Below are 20036 nucleotides of genomic sequence, written 5' to 3' on the forward strand. Positions count from 1 at the left end.
GTGGCGGCCCGCCATCCATTGGCGGGCCGCGATTTTGTGCGGAGACGGCTTCAGACCGCCCGCTGTTTTATTGCGAATTTTGAGAGAAAGAGCGTCTGGTATGCAGGTCCATAAGTACGACGTCGTCATCGTCGGTGCCGGTGGCGCCGGGATGCGCGCCGCGATCGAGTCCGGTCAGCGTGCGCGAACAGCAGTACTGACCAAGCTGTACCCCACCCGCTCCCACACGGGTGCGGCGCAGGGCGGCATGTGTGCAGCCCTGGCCAATGTCGAGGAAGACAACTGGGAATGGCACACCTTCGACACCATCAAGGGCGGCGACTACCTGGTTGACCAGGACGCCGCCGAGGTCATGGCCAAAGAGGCCATCGACGCGGTACTGGACCTCGAGAAGATGGGCCTGCCGTTCAACCGCACGCCCGAGGGCCGGATCGACCAGCGCCGCTTCGGCGGCCACACCCGTGACCACGGCAAGGCTCCGGTGCGCCGCGCGTGCTACGCCGCCGACCGCACGGGCCACATGATCCTCCAGACCCTGTACCAAAACTGCGTCAAGCACAACGTTGAGTTCTACAACGAGTACTACGTCCTTGACCTCCTGACCGTCGAGGAAGATGCAGTACGCGAGGACGGCACGCCGTTCAAGCAGAAGCGCGTTGCCGGCGTCGTGTCCTACGACCTCGCCTCCGGCGAGCTGCACGTGTTCCAGGCCAAGTCCGTGGTGTTCGCCTCCGGCGGCGCCGGCAAGGTCTTCAAGACCACCTCCAACGCCCACACCCTGACCGGGGACGGCATGGGCATCGCGTTCCGCCGCGGCATCCCCCTGGAGGACATGGAGTTCTTCCAGTTCCACCCGACCGGCCTCGCAGGCCTGGGCATCCTCCTGTCCGAAGCCGCACGCGGTGAAGGCGCCATCCTGCGTAACTCTGAGGGTGAACGCTTCATGGAGCGCTACGCCCCCACCATTAAGGACCTCGCCCCGCGTGACATCGTGGCCCGTTCCATGGCCAACGAGGTGCGTGAAGGACGCGGCTGCGGACCGAACAAGGACTACGTGCTCCTTGACCTGACGCACCTTGAGCCGGCCCACATCGACGCCAAGCTGCCGGACATCACCGAGTTCGCCCGCACTTACCTCGGCGTGGAGCCCTACACGGAGCCGGTCCCTGTCTTCCCGACGGCGCACTACGCCATGGGCGGCATCCCGACGAACATCACCACCGAGGTCCTGCAGGACAACGACACCGTGGTTCCGGGCCTCTACGCCGCCGGCGAGGTCGCCTGCGTTTCGGTCCACGGCTCCAACCGCCTGGGCACCAATTCCCTGCTGGACATCAACGTGTTCGGCAAGCGCGCCGGCATTGCCGCTGCAGAGTACGCCAAGACGGCTGACTTCGTGGAGCTGCCGGAGGACCCGGAGGCCTACACGATTGAGCTCCTCAACATCGCCCGCAACGGCACCGGCGACGAGAAGGTGGCCCAGATCCGCAAGGAACTGCAGGACACCATGGACGCCAACATGCAGGTGTTCCGCACGGCAGACACGCTCAACCAGGTCCTGAAGGACATCGAGTCCTTCGAGGAGCGGTACACGCGCATCAACGTCCAGGACAAGGGCAAGCGCTTCAACCTTGACCTGCTGGAGGCCGTTGAGCTCGGCTTCCTGCTGGAACTGGCCAGGGTCATGACGGTTGCTGCCCTGCACCGTGAGGAATCCCGCGGCGGCCACTTCCGCGAGGACTTCCCGGACCGCGACGACGAAAAATTCATGAAGCACTCCATGGCGTACAAAGAAGACCACGCACCGGCTGACGGTTCCGCGGAGGAGGCAATCGCCGGTGTCCGGCTTGCCACCAAGCCGGTTGTCTTTACGCGCTACGAGCCGATGGTGAGGAAGTACTAATATGTCCGCTGAACTTGCTGAGCCAGCCTCCAAGATCGAACTTCCCGCCGGTGTTGGTGGCGGCGGGGAAATCCCGACGTTCGACATCACCCTGCGCGTCCGCCGCTACGACCCCGAGGTTTCCGCCGAAGCCCGCTGGGACGACTTCAAGCTGACCATGTACGGCACCGACCGCGTGCTGGACGCCCTGCACAAGATCAAGTGGGACATCGACGGCAGCGTCTCCTTCCGCCGGTCCTGCGCCCACGGTGTGTGCGGTTCCGATGCCATGCGCATCAACGGCCGCAACCGTCTCGCCTGCAAGACCCTGCTCAAGGACCTGGACACGTCCAAGCCCATCACCGTGGAGCCCATCAAGGGCCTGCCGGTGGAGAAGGACCTGATCGTGGACATGGAGCCGTTCTTCCAGTCCTTCCGCGAGGTCATGCCGTTCCTCATCAACAAGGGCCACGAACCCACGAAGGAACGCCTGCAGTCCGCCGAGGACCGTGAGCGCTTCGACGACACCACCAAGTGCATCCTGTGCGCCGCGTGCACGTCCTCCTGCCCGGTGTTCTGGACCGATGGCCAGTACTTCGGCCCGGCAGCGATCGTGAACGCCCACCGGTTCATCTTCGACTCCCGTGACGACGCCGGCGACATGCGCCTGGAGATCCTCAACGACAAGGAAGGCGTGTGGCGCTGCCGCACCACCTTCAACTGCTCCGAGGCATGCCCCCGCGGCATCCAGGTCACGCAGGCGATCGCAGAGGTCAAGCAGGCCATCCTGGCCCGCAAGATCTAAGCCCGCCTACCAGCGGACGTAACGGACGACGGCGTCGCTCACCACGTACGGAAACGTACGGTGAGCGGCGCCGTCGTCGTTTTCTCCCCACCCGCCCCCTGACCTCGCAAGCTCGGCCAGGGAACCCGGCGGGCGTGGGCCCAGAGCCATTCGCATCAACGAAAGGGGACACCGTGTCCCGCTCCGAAAAAGTCTCGTTCGAAGGCACCACCGGTGAACTGCTGTCCGGCATCCTCGATGTGCCGGACGGCCCGGTGAAGGGCTGGGGCGTCTTTTCACACGGCTTCACGCTGGGCAAGGACAGCCCGGCGGCGTCCCGGATGTGCAAGGCGCTGGCGGACAACGGGATCGGCATGCTGCGCTTCGACAACGTGGGCCTCGGCGGCTCCGGAGGGCAGTGGTCCGCAGGGTCGTTCAGCCACAAGGTGGCGGACACCGTCCGGGCCGCGGAGTACATGCGGGCCGAGGGCCGGGGCATCTCCCTGCTGGTGGGGCATTCCTTCGGCGGCGCCGCCGTGCTCGCGGCCGCGTCTGAAATCCCGGAACTTGATGCGGTCGCCACGGTGGGGGCGCCCTTCTCCCCCAAACATGTTGCGCACGTCTTTGATGCGGCGCTGGACAAGATCCTCAGCGAAGGCAGCGCCGAGGTGGACCTGGGCGGCAAGCGCGTGGAGATCCGCAGGCACTTCGTGGAGGACCTCGAGAACGCCGACCTCACGGACTGCATCCGCCGGCTGCACAAGCCCCTGATGGTCCTGCACTCCCCCACGGACAACACGGTGGGCATCGAAAACGCCAGCACGATCTTCCAGACGGCCCGCCATCCGCGGAACTTCGTCTCGCTGGAGGGCAGCGACCATCTGCTGACCGGCAAGGGACAGGCCGCGCGGGCCGCGAAGATTATCGCGGCGTGGGCCGACCAGTACCTCGACGCCGGACACTGACGCCCACCGGGCGCGGATGTTCGGCCGGGTGGTGCCGTTCCACCGGCGTCTTTCCGGGCTGCACCTGCCGTGACCCCCAGCCGGTGGTTTTGGCTGCCGGAGCGGCCTTCAGGTCCTCCTCACGGATGGCCGACCAGGACGCGGACACAAGATAGACCTGGCTGACCAGGTTGAACCAGATCAGCAGGCCGATGATGATGGCGAACGGCGCCAGGATGGGGTTGCGTCCGGCCCCGGCGAGCAGCTCGGTGCTGAACACCTGCAGGACCGTGGTGCCGACGCCTGCGAGGATGGTTCCTTCCAGCAGCGCCTGCCTGGAGAGTTTCAGGCCGCCGGCCAGGCGGAACATGATGAGCGCGGTGATCCAGTTCAGGAGCAGCGGCACGGCGATCTTGATCAGCGCCGCCACCGGCCCCGCCACTGCGGGGTCGAGGCGGAGCTGCTCCATCGCCCACCCCGCCGCCGTGCCGAACACGAGGGACGCACCCGAGCTGATGACCAGGGCGACGCCGAGCAGCAGCAGCGTTCCGGCGTCGTGCAGTTTGAGGACCACGGGATTGAGCCTGAGCGGGCCCAGCATCATCACACCGCGGAGTCCCTCCCGGAGGCCGGCGATCCAGCCCAGGGACGTAATGACGGTGACGACGGCGGCGATCACCGCCGTCCAGCCGAGACCGTCCGGATTAAGGAGATCCTGTGGATCCACCAGCCCGTCGCCGCCGTTGACCTTCAGCAGGCCCGGGGCGCTTTCGGCCACACTGGCGGTGATCCGGTCCAGGAGAGCCGGCTGGTCGCGGAGCGCCAGGCCCGCGATGGAGAATCCGGTGGTCAGCAGGCCGGTGATGGAGAAGAACATGTTGAAGCCGGTGCCCGCACTCATCAGCGGTCCGTGCTGCCGGGTGTAGTGCTGCCAGGCCCGCATGGGGCGGAAGGCGTTCAGCCGGGCCTGCAGAAACTGGGCCAGTGCCATGAGCTGGGGGACGGTCCCCTGGCCGGACCTGCGGGCCTTGCCCCACTCCACCTGTTTGCGGATGACCTCCAGCAAAAGCTGCCCCCGCTCAGTGGGGAGCGGTGGCTCCGTCGGCTTTTGTTGCTCGGAGGGCGTCCCGTTCGTCGTCTGGTTCGGTACCAAAGTCAAGCTCTTCCCGTAGCTGCCAAATACCGTCGGTGTCGTGCTCGTAGAGTCCCATGCTAACCACCGGGAAGGTTGCCCTGTAGTCTTTCAGCACCGTTTCCGCCTCATCGAGGCTCTCCGGTGCGACGTCGTGGGCAATGGTCACATGGGGATGGTAGGCAAAGGGCAACTCTCGTTCGAGCGGTCCGGTCTGGAGCTTTTCGTGGAGGTCAACACATTCCTGGAAGCCCTCCTCCACCCTGATGAAAACCACCGGGGAGACGGGCCGGAAGGATCCCGTTCCGCAGATGGTCACCATGAACGGGGCCTGCGTCCGGGCAACCTCCCGCACGTGGTCCCGGGCCGCTTCCCAGTCATGCGTGGGCGTGGTGGTCACGAGCGTGATGTGTGCCGGGATGACGGTGGCCATCGGGTCCCCGAAGGACGCCCGCCACCGCTGCAGTTCCTCGGCGATTTCAGGCGGGAAGCCCAGAATGACGCCGAGGCTCATTCCGTTGCTGACTCCGCTGTTGGCGGGCATGGGGGCCGGCATCTCGCTAGCGGGCTCCGGCATATGGCAGGAAGCCGGTCTTGGCATAGACGTCCGCGAGGGTGGCGGAGGCGATTGCGCGGGCTTTGTCGGCACCGTGCGCCAGCAGCCGGTCCAGCTCCGCCGGGTCGGCCAGCAGTTCGTTGGCGCGGTCGCGGATCGGGGTCAGCCGCTCAGTCACCACCTCGGCCAGGTCCACCTTCAGGTGGCCATACATCTTGCCTTCGTAGGCGGCCACCAGCTGGTCGACGGTCTGCCCGGTGATGGCCGAGTAGATGGTCAGCAGGTTCGACACGCCGGGCTTGGTTTCCCGGTCGAACCGGATGTCGGTCTCCGCGTCGGTGACGGCGGACTTGATCCGTTTGGCGATGACCTTGGGGTCATCAAGCAGGTTGATCAGGCCGTTGGGCGACTCCGCGGACTTGGACATCTTCGCGGTGGGAAGCTGCAGGTCGTAGATCTTCGCCGACTCCTTCTGGATGAAGGGCTCGGGAACGGTGAAGGTCTTGCCGAACCGGGTGTTGAACCGGGCGGCGAGGTCGCGGCTGAGCTCCACGTGCTGGCGCTGGTCCTCGCCCACCGGAACGCCGTGCGGCTGGTAGAGGAGGATATCCGCGGCCTGCAGGATCGGGTAGGTGAAGAGACCAACGCTTGCATGGTCCGAGCCCTGCCGGAGCGCCTTGTCCTTGAACTGCGTCATGCGGGACGCTTCGCCGAAGCCGGTGATGCAGTTCAGGACCCAGGCCAGCTGGGCGTGTTCGGGCACCTGGGACTGGACGAACAGGGTGCACTTGTCCACGTCTACGCCGCCGGCGATGTACTGCGCGGCAGTGACCCGCGTCCGGCGGGCCAGCTCCGCGGGGTCCTGGGGCACGGTGATCGCGTGCAGGTCCGGGATGAAGAAGATGGCGTCGTACTCATCCTGCATCCGGACCCAGTTCACCAGGGCGCCGAGGTAGTTGCCAAGGTGCAGCGAGTCCGCGGAGGGCTGCATGCCGGAAAGGATGCGGTGCCGGATGCCGGCCTCGGGCGCGGTGCCGTTTGCTGCTTCGGGCTGCGCAGCGGCGGCGTCGGTCACGGTGGAAGTGGAGGTCATTCGTCAGGAGCCTTCGGAACTAGAGCCGGTAGTCCACTACCAGCGGGGCATGGTCAGAGAAGCGGGTGTCCCACGAGGGTGCCCGGTCCACGACGGCCGAAACTGCTGCGGCCGCGAGCGCGGGGGTGGCCAGGTGGTAGTCGATGCGCCAGCCGGTGTCGTTGTCGAAGGCCTGGCCGCGCTGCGACCACCAGGTGTAGGGGCCATTGACGTTGCCCGCCAGGCCCCTGTGAACATCCTTCCAGCCGATCTCCTCACCGAAGAAGCGGTCAAAATAGGCGCGTTCCTCCGGCAGGAATCCGGCACGCTTGACGTTGCCCTTCCAGTTCTTGATGTCCAGCTCAGTGTGGCCGACGTTCAGGTCACCGGTGACCAGGGCGTGGTCGCTGTGCTTGGTGAGCTCGGGCAGACGCGTGCTCATGAGATCCAGGAAGCGGTATTTGTCCTCCTGCTTGGGGGTGCCAGCCTCGCCGGAGTGCACGTAGGCGCTCACCACGGTCATCTGGGAGGCGTTGCCTTCGGCGTCGCGGACGCGGAAGTCCGCCTCCACCCAGCGGCCGGCGGTGGCAAAGTAGTCATCGCCGATGTGGTCACGGGTGACGAGGGGCTCCTCGCGGGAAGCGATGGCGACGCCGGCGCGGCCCTTGGCCTCGGCTTCGGCGTGCAGGATGTGCCATCCTTCGCCGATGAGCTGGCGCACGATGGCGTCAGGGGCCCGGACCTCCTGCAGGGTCAGGATGTCCACCTCGCGGGCCGCAAGCCACTCGGCCATGCCCTTTTTGTAGGCAGCGCGGAGGCCGTTGACGTTGACTGTTGCGATGCGAAGGTGGTCCTTCTTCAATGCCGAGCTCACCCGTTCCACTCTAGTCGATGATGGTTCCGGTCACGGGCTCGCCGGAGCCGCCGGACGACTTGATCATGTCACGGGCGTTGGTGGCGGTGATCTCAATGGTCTCGAGGGCGCGGCGGATGGTGTCCTGGTCCGCGGCTGCCCCCTTGGCCCGCTCCTGCTCCACCACGCGCACCTGCACCTGCACGATCTTGAAGGAGTGGTCCAGCTTCATGTCCCGGATCTCCTCCGCCTCGCCGCGTTCGCGGACCAGGCGGGTTCCTCCGTGGTCGGCCGAGACGGTGGAGGGTGCGCGGCCTGTGGCGGCGTTGAACGCGTTGTGCGCCTCGTTGATCTTGGCTCCGGCCTTCTTGGCCGCCCGCTGGATGCTGAAGACCACGAAGGAGGCGAGCGCCAGCCAGAACAGTGCGATGACGGCAACAACCCAGCCGACGACGTCGTTCTGGTTGGCGGCGAAGATCACTGCCACCAGGAAGGCCGTGATCAGGACCAGCAGGCCCGGACCGCTGATGCGGAACATGGAGAATCCACCCCGGCCCGGGGTGGATGAAGACTTGGAGCTGCCCAGAGATTGCATGAAGCTATTCTCTCAAATCCCCGGAGCGCCCCGGGACGCTTCCACCGGCGGCGAACACTTGCCTACTTCAGGAACAGGCTCCGCAGCCTGCCGGTGGTCAGCATGAGGCCGAGCACGATCATCACCAGGTAGTAGCCCACGTGGATGGCCGTGGCCGGAGTGAAGGAGGCAGCGCTGATCTGCCGCAGCAGCTCCACCCCGTGCCACAGCGGCATGGCCTGGATCAGCCACTGGATGTACTCGGGGTAGACGCTCAGCGGATAGAACGTGGCACTGAAGAGGAACATCGGCAGCATGATGAAGTTCACCCAGTCCATCTGCTGGAAGGTCTTCATGAAGCTCGTGATGCCCATCCCGAAGCTGGCGAACCCGAAGGCGATCAGCACGGAGGCCGGAATCATCAGCAGTGCCCACGGAGTGGTGATCAGGCCCATCAGCCCCATGACTGCCGTGAACCCGGTGGCATACAGCAGGCCGCGCAGCAGCGCCAGGAAGATCTCGCCGATGGCCACGTCCAGCGGCCCGAGCGACGTGTACAGCATCCCCTGGTAGAGCCTGGCGAAGTTCATCTTGAAGAAGACGTTCCAGGTGGAGTCGTACACCGCACCGTTCATGGCCGAAACCGCCAGGAGCGCCGGGGCGATGTACGCCGCGTAGCTGATCTCCTGGCCGCCCGGACCGGTGACGGAGCCCACCACGGCGCCCATCCCGACGCCCATCGAAATCAGGAACAGCACCGGCTCGAAGAACCCGGACAGCATGACCAGCCAGTTGCTGCTCTTGGTGGCCATCAGTCCCCGCCCGATCACCGCACGGGCGTTGCGCGAGTACAGCGGGCCGAAGCGCCGGTTCCGGGCGTCCTCCGTGACGGCGTGGCCCTGGGTCAGGACTGTCACTGCCCCATCCTCCTGACGAATTGGCGCTTGGTGAGGACCCAGCCGAACCAGGCCAGAGCCAGCAGGAACACCACATGGATGATGGTCAGCACCGGGGGTTCCCCGTAGCCGAAGGTCATCACCCGTCCCAGCTCCGTGCCGTGCCAGATGGGCGAAATCCAGCCGATCCAGCGGACCAGCACGGGCAGCGTGTCCAGCGGGAAGAACGTGCCGGAGAACAGGAACAGCGGCATGACGATGAACCGCATCACCATGGCGAACTGGCCCTTGTCCTCTTTGACGGACGCCGCGTAGGCCATCAGCGGCAGTCCGAACGAGAGCCCGGCCAGGGTTGCCACCAGCACGGAGCCCCAGCCCCAGCCACTGGGTGATGCGCCGAACATTGCCACGATGACGAAGTAGATGACGGACTGCAGAAGGAACCGCAGCGTCACCGCGATGATCTGCCCGGCCGCGATCTGCTCGGGGGTCAGCGGGGAGGCGTGCGGACCGTAGTAGACCCGGCGCCATTTAAAGCCGTCCATCACCGGGAACGTAAATTCGTTGGCGGCGGTCATGACCGCGGCCGACACCAGCAACGCCGGGGCGATGAAGGCGATGTAGCTGACCCCGCCGAAAGCCGAGACAGCGTTGGTGTCCACCAACGTGGCCAGGCCGACGCCCATCGCGAACAGGTACGCCGCCGGCTGGCCCACGCTGTACAGGAAGATGGACCAGCCGTAGCCCCTCATGACGCGCAGGACCTGCTCCGCATAGTAGAAGGCGCCCCAGCGCCGCGCCTTGGCGGCCGACACCCCGGGAGGGTGGGCGCGCAAGGTACGTCCCGCCGTCGGGCCTTCCGGTGAATCCCCGACGCCGGTGGGCCCGGAAGCGGACCCGGCGGCGCGCCCGGCGGCGCGCCCGCTGGCCGGCACAGCAGGCAAAGGCTCAGTCAACGAGGCTCCTGCCGGTGAGCCGGAGGAATACGTCCTCCAGCGATGACCTGCGCACCAGCGAGGTCAGCGGCCGCAGCCCGCGCGCGGAGACTTCCTCCAGCGCCGCCTCGCCATCGTGGGTGTAGATCAGCACGCGGTCCGGGAGCGTTTCCAGGCGTTCGCCGATGCCCTCAAGCTCGGCACCGATGCTGGCGTTGCGCTCCGAGCCGAACCTCAGCTCCAGGACCTCGCGGGTGGAGTAGTCCCGGATGAGCGCGGCCGGCGAGCCTTCCGCCATGATGCGGCCCTTGTCCACCACGATCAGCCGGTCGCAGAGCTGCTCGGCCTCATCCATGTAGTGCGTGGTGAGGATGAGCGTGACGCCCTGCTCCTTCAGCCGGAACAGACGGTCCCAGAGGATGTGCCGCGCCTGCGGATCCAGGCCGGTGGTGGGCTCGTCAAGCAGCAGGATGCGGGGCTCGTTGATGAGTGAGCGCGCGATGGTGAGGCGGCGCTTCATGCCCCCGGACAGGGCGTCCACCTTGGACCTGGCCTTGTCCGTCAGCTGGGCGAACTCGAGCAGCTCGTCGGCTTTGGGTTTGAGGTAGCTCATGGGCAGTCCGAAGTAGCGGCCGTAGACCAGCAGGTTGTCCCGGACCTTGAGTTCCTCATCCAGGTTGTCCTGCTGCGGCACCACGCCCAGGTGGGCCCGCACCTCGGGGCCGTTCTGCTCGGGATCCAGGCCCATGATGGTCAGGGTTCCGGAGGTCCGCTGGGACACGCCGCCGATCATTTTCATGGTGGTGGACTTCCCGGCGCCGTTGGGTCCGAGCAGCCCGAAGGACTCCCCCGCGGGAACATTGAAGGAAATGCCGTCGACGGCGGTGACGTCGCCGTAAGTCTTGGTCAGGTTCTCTGCGGTAATCACGTACCGCGGGGCGGCGGGGCCTGTTTCATGTACGGGCCCTGCTGCTTTCTCGGGCCCTGCTTCGTTTGCGGGCACAGGCTTCTTGGACGTTCCTTCGGCGGAATGGAGTTCGGGCACCCCATTACGCTAGTACGCGGCACGGGCCAAAGGAATAGCTAAATCTCAAAAAACCCGAACAGCAACGCGAGGTCAGATACCGCCCAATGCGGCGTCGGTATTGGGCGATATCTGACCCCGCGTTGCGGTTGGCGTTACCTGCGGTTCCCCCGGGAGTCGCCCCGGGAGTCGCTGCGGAGGACCTCCAGCCGCTGGCGGTACTCGGTCTCGTCAATTTCGCCGCGTGCGTAGCGCTCACGCAGGACGCTCTCACCGCCACGGACCGTGGCCCACTCGTGGTTCCTGCGCCAGGTGCGCCGGGCGAAGAAGATGAACAGTCCGATCACCAGGATCCAGAACAGCGGGAACAGCAGGAACCATGGCGAGAATCCTGTGCCCCACGGGCCGTGGGCGACGGGATCGGCCAGCAGCTGCGCGGACTGGACCGCGAAAGTGGTGGCTAGGGATGAAGTCATGTCATGCTCCCAAAATCTCGGTAAGGGCCGTCTTTCGGCTCTGCTTCGAGTCTGGCCGTCCGACGGCGGCGGGTCGTCCGACGGCGGGAGTCACCTTGGGTGCCCCGCGTACTCCGCCGGGAGTCCCCTCTCCTGCTGCCACGGCCGGAGCCTGCAGTCCTAACCCGCCCAGCCGGGCCGCACGAGCCCCGATTCGTAGGCCAGCACCACCAGCTGGGCCCGGTCACGGACCAGCAGCTTGGTCATGATGCGCGAGACGTGCGTCTTGGCCGTCAGCGGCGTGATCACCAGCCGTTCCGCGATCTCGGCGTTGTTCAGGCCCTCGCCCACCAGCCGCAGGACCTCGCGCTCCCGTTCGGTGACGTTTTCCAGCGACACCGGAGCCGCCGTCGCCCGGGACTGCAGCGCCAGCTGGGCCATGATGCGCCGAGTGACCGACGGCGACAGCAGGGCGTCGCCGTCGTGGACCACGCGGACGGCGCGGAGCAACTCCTCGGGTTCGGTGTCCTTCACCAGAAACCCTGCCGCCCCGGCGCGCACCGCCTCTGCGATGTATTCGTCCAGTTCGAAGGTGGTGAGGATGATGATGCGGGTCCCCGCGAGGCCCTGGTCCGCCATGATTTTCCGGGTCGCCTCCAGCCCGTCCGCCTCGGGCATCCGGATGTCCATCAGCACGACGTCGGGACGTTCGCGCGCGGCCAGGCGGACGGCGTCGCGGCCGTTGCCGCACTCGGCCACCACCTCCATGTCCGGTTCGGCGTTCAGGAGGGCGCGGAAGCCGGCACGGATGAGGGTCTGGTCATCGGCCAGCAGGATGCGGATCACCGCGCCTCCCGTTCCGGTCCGGGCACGGGCCGGGCCATCGGTCCGGCCAGCGGCATCACGGCCCGGACCCGCCAGCCCTGCTGTTGCGGTGACAGGTTCAGCGGCGCCAGGTGCAGCGAACCGCCCACGGCGGCCGCCCTCTCCCGCATCCCCGTCACTCCGTTGCCTTCAGGCACCCCGGCGGCCCCGGCGCCGTCGTCGTCAATGGTTACGGTCAGCTGCCTTCCGGGGTTCCCCACCGGCGTCGTGCCTTCCAGGGCGAGGACGACGGCGGCCTTCCGGGCGCCGGAATGCCGCACCACGTTGGTCAGGGCTTCCTGGACGATCCGGTACGCCGCTTCCTGGACTGCGTCCGGAAGCTGCTGCACGGCAGCCGCCCCCGGTTGGGTCAGACTCACTTCGAGCCCCGCGCGGCGGGCGTCGTCGGCGAGCCCGGGAAGCCGGTCCAGCCGGGGTGGTGGCGCCGGGCTCAGCGGGGCGTCCTCGCGGAGCACGCCCAGGAGTTGGCGGATCTCGGCCAGCGAATCCTTGCTCGCCGCCTTGATGGCTTCCAGCGCGGGGCGGAACTGGGTGGGGTCCTTCTCCCCCAGGTGCAGCGCCACGGAGGCACGGACGTTGATGAGTGACAGGGAATGGGCAACGACGTCGTGGATGTCCCGGGCGAGGGCCAGCCGGTACTCGTCGCGGGCAGCCTGCTCGCGGGCCTCATGCTGGCGGCGGCGTTCCGCAACCCGTTCGGTGCGCAGCCGAACGCCCTCCCCCATCAGCACAAGAATGGCCAGCCACGAGGTGCCGGCGAATGCCCGGACCAGGGCGAACTCGTCGCCGCTGCCCGCCGCGCCGGCCACCAGGACGGCTGCACATGCGCCGGCCACGCTCCAGGTCTGCCAGCGCTTGCCGGCAGCGGCGGAAAGCACGATCGCCAGCGCCAACGACAGGAACACCGGACCCCACGCGTAGCCAAGGGCCAGATACGCCGCGACGGAGGCCGCCGCGGCAGGAAGCATCACGAGCGGGGCACGGCGCCGCAGCGACAGGGACGCCGGTCCCGCCAGGAGCAGGACGAACGCGAGGGCATCCAGGGGCCGGTGGTCCGGCTGCCGGGCGGAGGCGAAGACGGTGCCCACCACCTCGAAGACGGCCACGGCAACCACGATGGCTGCTGTGGGCGGTCCCCGGAATCGGCGCTGCATAGCTCCGAGCCTAGCCGGGAAGGCCCCGCCCGTCGTCGGCTTAACGGCGTAGGGCGCCTACTCCCGGAGGAGTAGGCGCCCTTCAATTCGCTGATGAGCCTGGGGCCACGACCGCCGGGTTCCCTGGCCGAGCTTGCGAGGTTAGGGGGCGGGTGGGGAGCGAAACCTTAAGCGATACCTGCGTGGCGTTCCGCGGTTTCCACCACGTTGGCCAGGAGCATGGCGCGGGTCATCGGCCCCACGCCGCCCGGGTTCGGGGACAGCCAGGCGGCGACGTCGGCGGCGTCGGGGTGCACGTCACCGGTGACCACCGCCTTGCCGGTGCCGTCGTCAACACGGCTCACGCCGACGTCGAGGACGATGGCGCCCGGCTTCAGGTCCTCCGCCTTGACCAGGTGCGGCACGCCGGCCGCGGCGATCACGACGTCGGCCTGCCGGAGTTCGGCGGGCAGGTCGGCGGTGCCGGTGTGCGCCAGCACCACGGTGGCGTTGACGTCCTTGCGCGTCAGCAGCAGGCCCACCGGGCGGCCGATGGTCACGCCGCGTCCCACAACGAGGACGCGCTTGCCCTTCAGGTCAATGCCGTGGCGGCTGAGCAGTTCCACGCAGCCCTTGGGGGTGCAGGGCAGCGGGGACTTCATGGGGCCGCTGATGTTGGCCACGAGGCGGCCCAGGTTCATCGGGTGCAGGCCGTCGGCGTCCTTGTCCGGGTCCATGGCCTCCAGGATGACGTCCTGGTCGATGTGCTTGGGCAGCGGCAGCTGGACGATGTAGCCCGTGCACTCCGGGTTGTCGTTCAGCTCGCGGACCACGGCCAGGAGCTCGTCCTGGGTGGTTTCCTCGGGCAGGTCGCGGCGGATGGAGTTGATGCCCACCTCGGCGCAGTCCTTGTGCTTGCCCCCCACGTACCAGGTGCTGCCGGGGTCAGACCCCACCAGAATGGTGCCCAGTCCCGGAGTGACGCCCTTGGCCTTGAGTGCGGCCACGCGTTCGGTCAGTTCGGCCTTGATGGCAGCGGCGGTAGCCTTGCCGTCAAGGATCTGCGCGGTTTTTGCGGTTTCAGTCACGGATCACCACTGCTCGTGCTGCGGGTACAGCGGGAAGTCGGCGGCGAGCTTGTCCACCCGGGACTGCAGGGCATCGACGTCGGTGGCGGAGCCGGCCTTCAGGGCGGTGGCGATGATCTCGGCAACCTCGGTGAATTCGGCAGCACCGAAGCCGCGGGTGGCCAGGGCCGGGGTGCCGATGCGCAGGCCGGAGGTGACCATCGGCGGGCGCGGGTCGAACGGCACGGCGTTGCGGTTGACGGTGATGCCCACGGAGTGCAGGAGGTCCTCGGCCTGCTGGCCGTCCAGCTGCGAGTTGCGCAGGTCCACCAGCACCAGGTGGACGTCGGTGCCGCCGGTGAGGACGGAGACGCCGGCCTCGGCAACATCGGACTGGTTGAGGCGGTCGGCGATGATCTTGGCGCCTTCCAGGACGCGTTCCTGGCGCTCCTTGAATTCGGCAGTGCCGGCGATCTTGAAGGCCACAGCCTTGGCGGCGATGACGTGCATGAGGGGTCCGCCCTGCTGGCCCGGGAAGACGGCGGAGTTGAGCTTCTTGGCCCATTCCTGCTTCGCCAGGATGACGCCGGAGCGCGGCCCGGCGAGCGTCTTGTGCACGGTGGAGGTGACGACGTCGGAGTACGGGACCGGGCTCGGGTGCAGTCCGGCGGCGACGAGGCCGGCGAAGTGCGCCATGTCGGTCCAGAGCAGCGCGCCCACCTCATCGGCGATCGACCGGAACGCGGCGAAGTCGAGGTGGCGCGGGTACGCGGACCAGCCGGCGATGATGACCTGGGGCTTCTCGGCGATGGCCTGCTCGCGCAGCTTGTCCATGTCGATCCGGAAGTTGTCTTGCTCGACCTGGTAGGCGGCAACGTCGTAGAGCTTGCCGGAGAAGTTCAGCTTCATGCCGTGGGTGAGGTGGCCGCCGTGGGCCAGGGAGAGGCCCAGGATCTTGTCGCCCGGGGTGATCATGGCGTGCAGCGCGGCGGCGTTGGCCTGTGCGCCGGAGTGCGGCTGGACGTTAGCGTATTCGGCGCCGAAGAGGTCCTTGACCCGGTCGATCGCCAACTGCTCGGCGACGTCCACGTACTCGCAGCCACCGTAGTAGCGGCGGCCCGGGTAGCCCTCGGCGTACTTGTTGGTCAGAACGGAGCCCTGGGCTTCCATGACCGCGCGGGGCGCGAAGTTTTCGGAGGCGATCATTTCCAGGGTGCCGCGCTGGCGGCCGAGTTCCTGGTCCAGTACTGCGGCGATCTCGGGATCGAGTTCAGCCAGCGGCTGGTTGCTGACGGAGGAAGTGCTAACGGAAGTCGGTGAAGTGGTCACGAAGAACTCCTGGCTAGGGATGGGCACTGCTAAAGGTCAGGCTACCGGCTGGAACGTTGCTCCGCCCTTAGATGACAACCGTCCGGAATGGCTTCCGGGCGCAGGTCTATCAAGGGCGCCGCAGCGCACTGGGTGGCTGCTCTTCGAGAAGCGCAGCGCTACCGGCAAAACATGACCCTCGGCCCAGGCGTACGATCCGTGGTCTTCGTGAATGCCGCTCCCTGGTGGTTAGCCACCCAAACGCCAGTTGCGACGCCACCACACTATCAAAAGCGGGACCGACGCGCGGGTAGGCTGTTCTTCGTGAATGAAGACCAGCTCGCCAAATCGTACGTAGTAACCCTGTCCTGCCCCGACCGCCCCGGAATTGTGCACGCCGTTGCCGGCGCCCTGCTCGTGGCGGGCTGCAACATTACGGATTCACAGCAGTACGGGAGCGAGTCCACCGGGACCTTCTTCATGCGCGTGGAAGCCACCACCACCGCCCCTCAGACGGAGGTGGTTGCCGCCCTGGAGCCGGTGGCCGAAGCCTTCGGCATGCAGTGGAGCCTGAACCCCGTGGGCCGGAAGGTCCGCACCCTGCTGATGGCCAGCAAGTCCGCCCACTGCCTGAACGACCTCCTGTTCCTGCAGCGCTCCGGCACCCTGCCCATCGACGTTCCCGCGATCGTCTCCAACCACCGGGACCTGGCCGGCCTCGCCGAGTTCTACGGCATTCCGTTCCACTACATCCCGGTGACGGCCGACACGAAGGACCAGGCCGAGGACCAGCTGCGCAAGATCATCGCTGAAGAGGGCGTTGAACTGACCGTCCTGGCCCGTTACATGCAGATCATCTCGGATGACCTCTGCACGGAGCTGACCGGCAAGGCCATCAACATCCACCACTCCTTCCTGCCGTCCTTCAAGGGCGCCAAGCCGTACCACCAGGCCCATGCCCGCGGCGTGAAGCTGATCGGCGCCACGGCGCACTACGTCACAGCCGCGCTGGACGAAGGCCCGATCATCGAGCAGGAAGTCATCCGGGTGGACCACGCCCGCACGCCGGAGCAGTTCGTGCAGATGGGCCGGGACGTGGAGGGCCGCACCCTTGCCCAGGCTGTGCAGTGGCATGCCGAACACCGCGTGCTCCTGGACGGCAACCGGACGGTCGTCTTCAACTGATGCTCCGCTTGTGACGGGTACGCCGCTGCGGGAAGCGTACACGCGGCGGCGTTTTTCGGTGGCGGTTCACACACGGCGGGTTTTAACCAACACTGGTTAACACGATGACTCTGCTGACAGAAACCGCGCTGGAACCCTTCATCGCCCTGCTCAAATCCCAAGGCAGGCACGCCGTGCTGGAGGTGTGCTGTGGCCCGGGCGACGACGGCCTCCGGTTCGTCCAGGCCGGAATCCACTACACGGGCGTTGATCCGTTCGACGGCAACGTAAGGTATGCCCTGGCACGCCGCCTCAGCGTCTCCGTGGCGGAGCCCTCGCGCCTGCCCTTCGCCGCGAATACGTTCCCGGCGGTCTGGGCGGTCCAGTCACTGGAGGGGCTCACAGCAGACCAGGCGGACGACGTCGTGCGGGAGCTTGAGCGGGTGGCGGAACCGGGTGCTCCGATCGCCGTTGTCCTTCCCTGACTACTGTCACGCCCAGCGCCCCCTGCTACGGCTCCGCCGGGACGGGCACTTGGCTGCGCTGGGCTGACGGCCCGTTGAGCCTTACGCGGACTGCGGCGCCGGCGCAGACAATGACGGCAAGTCCGCCAACCATGGTGGCCCACGTCAGCTGCTCGCCGAGCAACAGCGCAGCCCAACAGATGCTCATCACCGGCTGGGCGAGCTGGACCTGGCTGACCTGGGCCATGGGCCCGATGGCGAGTCCGTGGTACCAGGCAAAGAACCCCAGAAGCATGCTGACGACGCCGAGGTAAGCAAAGGCAGCGCACTGCACCGGTGTGGCTGACGGCGGCTGCTGGGACACGGAGAAAGCCAGCAGAACAATCATCAGGGGCGCGGCCAGGACGAGGGCCCAGGATATGGTCTGCCACGCGCCAAGCTCACGGGCCAGCAGCCCTCCTTCGGCGTACCCGACGGCAGCGGCCAGCACGGCGCCGAAGAACAGGGCATTCGTCCACTGCGGCTGGCCGAAACCACCCGGCTGCGCAAAGGCGAATGCGAGGGCGGCAAGGGCACCCGCTCCGGTTGTGGCCCAAAACGCCGCACGCGGGCGCTCACGGCCGCGGAGAACCGCCATGGTGGCAGTTGCCGCCGGAAGCAGTGCGATCACCACGGCCCCATGGCTGGCCGGCGCGGCAGTGAGCGCGAAGGACGTCAGCATGGGGAAGCCGATGACGACCCCTCCGGCGACCACCGCCAGGCGAAGCCACTGCCCAGCGCGGGGCAGGCGCTGGCGGGTCAGCACCAGGGCCGCGGCGGCCAGAACAGCCGCGACCACCGCCCGGCCCGAGCCGATGAACAACGGCGACAGCCCTTCGACTGCGAGGCGGGTAAAGGGAACGGTAAACGAGAAAGCCACTACTCCGAGGAGGCCCCACCAAATTCCGGCGCGTGAGGATGCCGTGCCTGACGAACCTGCGCCTGACGAACCTGCGGGCGACGAACCTGCGGGCGACGATATCACCGGGCTTACTGGAACAGTAGCGCTACTATTGTCTCTCATGAACAACGATAGCAGTTCCCGGATTGCGTCTCGACTGAGGCAATGGGTCGCCGCGGCGGCGCCGGGATCGCGCCTGCCGTCGACCCGCTCGCTCGTCGCGGAGCACCAGGCCAGCCCGGTGACCGTTCAGAAGGCTCTCCAGGCCCTCACGCGGGAGGGCGTCATCGAGAGCCGGCCAGGCGTGGGGACGTTCGTGCGGGCCGTCCGGACCGCCCGGCCCTCGGACTACGGCTGGCAGACTGCCGCCCTGCGTTCACCGCAGGCCCCGCTTCGGCCAGGCTCCGCCGCCATGCGCGCTGCACCGAATGACGTTATTGCGTTCCAGTCCGGCTATCCGGACCGCGAACTCCTGCCGGAACGGCTGGTGCGCGCGGCGCTTACGCGGGCGGCCCGCGGCGAGGCAGCACTGTCCCGGCCCCCGGCAGCAGGGCTGCCCGAGCTGCAGTCCTGGTTCGCCCACGAACTCGGAAGCTCCACCCCGGCCGGCATTACCCCGCCAACCCCGAGCGACGTCGTCGTTCTTCCTGGCAGCCAAAGCGGCCTTAGCTCCATCTTCAGGGCCCTGGTGGGCTACGGGCAGCCGCTGCTCGTGGAATCGCCGACCTACTGGGGAGCCATCCTTGCCGCGGCGCAGGCCGGCGTGCGGGTCATCCCCGTGCCCAGCGGTTCCGGCGGGCCGGACCCGGAGGAACTGGCCCGCGCCTTCGAGGAAACGGGCGCCCGGATGTTCTATGCGCAGCCGAACTACGCTAACCCCACCGGCGCGCAGTGGGACGGACAGCGCGGCGAACAAGTACTGGACGTTGTGCGCAGGAACGGCGCCTTCCTCCTCGAGGACGACTGGGCACACGACTTCGGCATCACCACCACAGCCCAGCCCGTGGCCGCCCGCGACGATTCCGGCCACGTTGTGTATATCCGGTCACTGACCAAGAGCGTCTCCCCTGCCATCCGCGTGGCCGCCGTCATCGCCCGCGGGCCGGCACGCGAGCGCATCCTTGCCGACCGGGCAGCGGAGTCGATGTACGTCAGCGGCCTGCTCCAGGCCGCGGCCCTCGACGTCGTCACTCAGCCGGCCTGGCAGACCCACCTGAGAAGCCTCCGGCACCAGCTCCAGTCCCGCCGCGATCTGCTGCTCACGAGCCTGCTTCAGCATGCACCCCAGGCCCACATCGAAAATATCCCCAAGGGCGGGCTGAACCTCTGGGCACGCCTTCCGGACGGGACCGACGTCGAACAGCTCGCCCGGAACTGCGAAAGCGCCGGCGTCATCATTGCGGCCGGAACGGAGTGGTTCCCTGCCGAACCGGCGGGGCCCTTCATCCGGCTCAACTACGCGGGCCCCAACCCGGGCGCCTTCACCGAAGGCACCCGCATTCTCGGCCAGGAGCTCTCGCGGACCCTCGGGTAAGTCTGCTGTTCCGCGCACACCTAGGATGGGAGTCGTCTGGGTGCGAAGCGCCGGCAGCATGCCGGCCAGGGCTCCAGCAATGAGAAAGGACAATACTTCTTGGGCTACGTCTATCTGGCGCTAGCGATCGCCGCGGAGGTCCTGGGCACCAGCCTCCTGAAATCGACAGAGGGATTCAGCCGGCTCTGGCCCAGCGTCTGGTGCCTGGGCTCCTACGGAATTGCCTTCGCGCTGCTGTCCCAGGTAATCAAGACTGTGCCTGTCGGCGTCGCCTATGCCCTCTGGTCAGGCCTCGGAACGGTTGCCATCGTGGCCATCGGCGCCGTCTTCCTCGGCGAGGAACTGAACCTCATGAAGGTCCTCGGGATCGCACTGGTGGTCGCCGGCGTCGTCGTCCTGAACGTCGGCGGCGCACACTGACGGGCGCAAGCGGG

General features: G+C 67.2%; 21 protein-coding genes and 1 riboswitch. Of the genes, 7 read left to right on the top strand and 14 right to left on the bottom strand.

Annotated features, from left to right (window positions below):
- Window positions 1-100: 100 nt before the first annotated feature.
- The 3 genes from sdhA to AC57BR_RS06570 all read left to right on the top strand — a co-directional run bounded on the left by sdhA (window position 101) and on the right by AC57BR_RS06570 (window position 3631).
- A complete protein-coding gene (gene sdhA / locus AC57BR_RS06560; protein ID WP_496358964.1) occupies window positions 101-1903 on the top strand; it encodes a succinate dehydrogenase flavoprotein subunit in 1803 nt (600 codons plus the stop codon).
- A 1-nt stretch (window position 1904) separates the two neighbouring features.
- Window positions 1905-2687 carry a succinate dehydrogenase iron-sulfur subunit gene (locus AC57BR_RS06565; RefSeq protein WP_354261993.1) on the top strand — a complete coding sequence of 261 codons (783 nt, stop codon included), beginning with the start codon at window positions 1905-1907 and terminating at the stop codon, window positions 2685-2687.
- A 173-nt stretch (window positions 2688-2860) separates the two neighbouring features.
- The gene (locus tag AC57BR_RS06570; RefSeq protein ID WP_496358965.1) at window positions 2861-3631 is read left to right on the top strand and encodes an alpha/beta hydrolase family protein; all 771 of its coding nucleotides are present in this window, start codon (window positions 2861-2863) and stop codon (window positions 3629-3631) included.
- On the opposite strand, the gene AC57BR_RS06575 is transcribed toward AC57BR_RS06570, so the two are convergent.
- The 13 genes from AC57BR_RS06575 to glyA all read right to left on the bottom strand — a co-directional run bounded on the left by AC57BR_RS06575 (window position 3588) and on the right by glyA (window position 15521).
- Window positions 3588-4652, bottom strand: a complete 1065-nt coding sequence (locus AC57BR_RS06575; RefSeq protein ID WP_496359032.1) for a YihY/virulence factor BrkB family protein — start codon at window positions 4650-4652, stop codon at window positions 3588-3590. The two genes, AC57BR_RS06570 and AC57BR_RS06575, sit on opposite strands and share 44 nt — an antisense overlap.
- Window positions 4653-4689: 37 nt before the next feature.
- Entirely contained in the window at window positions 4690-5286 is a 597-nt protein-coding gene (locus tag AC57BR_RS06580; protein WP_496358966.1) for a 2'-5' RNA ligase family protein, read from the bottom strand.
- A gap of 16 nt (window positions 5287-5302) precedes the next feature.
- Window positions 5303-6391, bottom strand: a complete 1089-nt coding sequence (trpS, locus tag AC57BR_RS06585; RefSeq protein WP_496358967.1) for a tryptophan--tRNA ligase — start codon at window positions 6389-6391, stop codon at window positions 5303-5305.
- Between the two features lie 19 nt (window positions 6392-6410).
- Complete coding sequence (locus tag AC57BR_RS06590; RefSeq protein ID WP_496358968.1) at window positions 6411-7244, bottom strand: exodeoxyribonuclease III; 834 nt, start codon at window positions 7242-7244, stop codon at window positions 6411-6413.
- 10 nt (window positions 7245-7254) lie between these two features.
- Window positions 7255-7818 (bottom strand): hypothetical protein, encoded by a 564-nt coding sequence (locus tag AC57BR_RS06595; protein ID WP_003798109.1) that lies wholly within the window; start codon window positions 7816-7818, stop codon window positions 7255-7257.
- A gap of 62 nt (window positions 7819-7880) precedes the next feature.
- Complete coding sequence (locus tag AC57BR_RS06600; RefSeq protein WP_496358969.1) at window positions 7881-8714, bottom strand: ABC transporter permease; 834 nt, start codon at window positions 8712-8714, stop codon at window positions 7881-7883.
- The gene (locus AC57BR_RS06605) at window positions 8711-9529 is read right to left on the bottom strand and encodes an ABC transporter permease (RefSeq protein ID WP_496359033.1); all 819 of its coding nucleotides are present in this window, start codon (window positions 9527-9529) and stop codon (window positions 8711-8713) included. Before AC57BR_RS06605 ends, AC57BR_RS06600 begins: the two co-directional genes overlap by 4 nt.
- A 112-nt stretch (window positions 9530-9641) precedes the next feature.
- Window positions 9642-10556 carry an ABC transporter ATP-binding protein gene (locus AC57BR_RS06610; RefSeq protein WP_496359034.1) on the bottom strand — a complete coding sequence of 305 codons (915 nt, stop codon included), beginning with the start codon at window positions 10554-10556 and terminating at the stop codon, window positions 9642-9644.
- Window positions 10557-10807: 251 nt separating this feature from the next.
- A complete protein-coding gene (locus tag AC57BR_RS06615) occupies window positions 10808-11128 on the bottom strand; it encodes an SHOCT domain-containing protein (RefSeq protein ID WP_496358970.1) in 321 nt (106 codons plus the stop codon).
- A gap of 159 nt (window positions 11129-11287) precedes the next feature.
- On the bottom strand, window positions 11288-11953 hold the full coding sequence (locus AC57BR_RS06620; protein ID WP_496358971.1) for a response regulator: 666 nt from the start codon (window positions 11951-11953) through the stop codon (window positions 11288-11290).
- The gene (locus AC57BR_RS06625) at window positions 11950-13146 is read right to left on the bottom strand and encodes a sensor histidine kinase (RefSeq protein WP_496358972.1); all 1197 of its coding nucleotides are present in this window, start codon (window positions 13144-13146) and stop codon (window positions 11950-11952) included. The genes AC57BR_RS06620 and AC57BR_RS06625 overlap by 4 nt, the downstream gene beginning before the upstream one ends.
- A 167-nt stretch (window positions 13147-13313) precedes the next feature.
- Window positions 13314-14213, bottom strand: coding sequence for a bifunctional methylenetetrahydrofolate dehydrogenase/methenyltetrahydrofolate cyclohydrolase (locus tag AC57BR_RS06630; protein WP_307100610.1), 900 nt, complete (start codon window positions 14211-14213; stop codon window positions 13314-13316).
- A gap of 3 nt (window positions 14214-14216) precedes the next feature.
- On the bottom strand, window positions 14217-15521 hold the full coding sequence (gene glyA / locus AC57BR_RS06635; RefSeq protein ID WP_496358973.1) for a serine hydroxymethyltransferase: 1305 nt from the start codon (window positions 15519-15521) through the stop codon (window positions 14217-14219).
- A 174-nt stretch (window positions 15522-15695) separates the two neighbouring features.
- Window positions 15696-15782, bottom strand: a riboswitch (ZMP/ZTP riboswitch).
- Window positions 15783-15824: 42 nt separating this feature from the next.
- Here glyA and purU point away from each other — a divergent pair.
- Together purU and AC57BR_RS06645 are read left to right on the top strand one after the other, a co-directional pair.
- On the top strand, window positions 15825-16685 hold the full coding sequence (gene purU, locus AC57BR_RS06640) for a formyltetrahydrofolate deformylase (RefSeq protein ID WP_496358974.1): 861 nt from the start codon (window positions 15825-15827) through the stop codon (window positions 16683-16685).
- Window positions 16686-16789: 104 nt separating this feature from the next.
- Entirely contained in the window at window positions 16790-17149 is a 360-nt protein-coding gene (locus AC57BR_RS06645) for a class I SAM-dependent methyltransferase (protein WP_496358975.1), read from the top strand.
- Window positions 17150-17174: 25 nt separating this feature from the next.
- On the opposite strand, the gene AC57BR_RS06650 is transcribed toward AC57BR_RS06645, so the two are convergent.
- Window positions 17175-18191: a DMT family transporter gene (locus tag AC57BR_RS06650; RefSeq protein ID WP_496358976.1), complete on the bottom strand. Its 1017-nt coding sequence runs from the start codon at window positions 18189-18191 to the stop codon at window positions 17175-17177.
- Here AC57BR_RS06650 and AC57BR_RS06655 point away from each other — a divergent pair.
- Both AC57BR_RS06655 and AC57BR_RS06660 read left to right on the top strand, forming a co-directional pair.
- Window positions 18190-19602 carry an aminotransferase-like domain-containing protein gene (locus AC57BR_RS06655; RefSeq protein ID WP_496358977.1) on the top strand — a complete coding sequence of 471 codons (1413 nt, stop codon included), beginning with the start codon at window positions 18190-18192 and terminating at the stop codon, window positions 19600-19602. The two genes, AC57BR_RS06650 and AC57BR_RS06655, sit on opposite strands and share 2 nt — an antisense overlap.
- 99 nt (window positions 19603-19701) lie before the next feature.
- On the top strand, window positions 19702-20022 hold the full coding sequence (locus tag AC57BR_RS06660; protein ID WP_496358978.1) for a DMT family transporter: 321 nt from the start codon (window positions 19702-19704) through the stop codon (window positions 20020-20022).
- Window positions 20023-20036: the final 14 nt, after the last annotated feature.

Source organism: Arthrobacter sp. BGA-UO-ETr-C19, from assembly GCF_059568005.1.

What these genes read in the sequence shown, in the direction of transcription:
- sdhA (WP_496358964.1), top strand. Translation starts at nt 101, where the DNA reads ATGCAGGTCCATAAGTACGACGTCGTCATCGTCGGTGCCGGTGGCGCC.
- AC57BR_RS06565 (WP_354261993.1), top strand. Translation starts at nt 1,905, where the DNA reads ATGTCCGCTGAACTTGCTGAGCCAGCCTCCAAGATCGAACTTCCCGCC.
- AC57BR_RS06580 (WP_496358966.1), bottom strand. Translation starts at nt 5,286, where the DNA reads ATGCCCGCCAACAGCGGAGTCAGCAACGGAATGAGCCTCGGCGTCATT.
- trpS (WP_496358967.1), bottom strand. Translation starts at nt 6,391, where the DNA reads ATGACCTCCACTTCCACCGTGACCGACGCCGCCGCTGCGCAGCCCGAA.
- AC57BR_RS06595 (WP_003798109.1), bottom strand. Translation starts at nt 7,818, where the DNA reads ATGCAATCTCTGGGCAGCTCCAAGTCTTCATCCACCCCGGGCCGGGGT.
- AC57BR_RS06615 (WP_496358970.1), bottom strand. Translation starts at nt 11,128, where the DNA reads ATGACTTCATCCCTAGCCACCACTTTCGCGGTCCAGTCCGCGCAGCTG.
- AC57BR_RS06625 (WP_496358972.1), bottom strand. Translation starts at nt 13,146, where the DNA reads ATGCAGCGCCGATTCCGGGGACCGCCCACAGCAGCCATCGTGGTTGCC.
- AC57BR_RS06645 (WP_496358975.1), top strand. Translation starts at nt 16,790, where the DNA reads ATGACTCTGCTGACAGAAACCGCGCTGGAACCCTTCATCGCCCTGCTC.
- AC57BR_RS06655 (WP_496358977.1), top strand. Translation starts at nt 18,190, where the DNA reads ATGAACAACGATAGCAGTTCCCGGATTGCGTCTCGACTGAGGCAATGG.
- AC57BR_RS06650 (WP_496358976.1), bottom strand. Translation starts at nt 18,191, where the DNA reads ATGAGAGACAATAGTAGCGCTACTGTTCCAGTAAGCCCGGTGATATCG.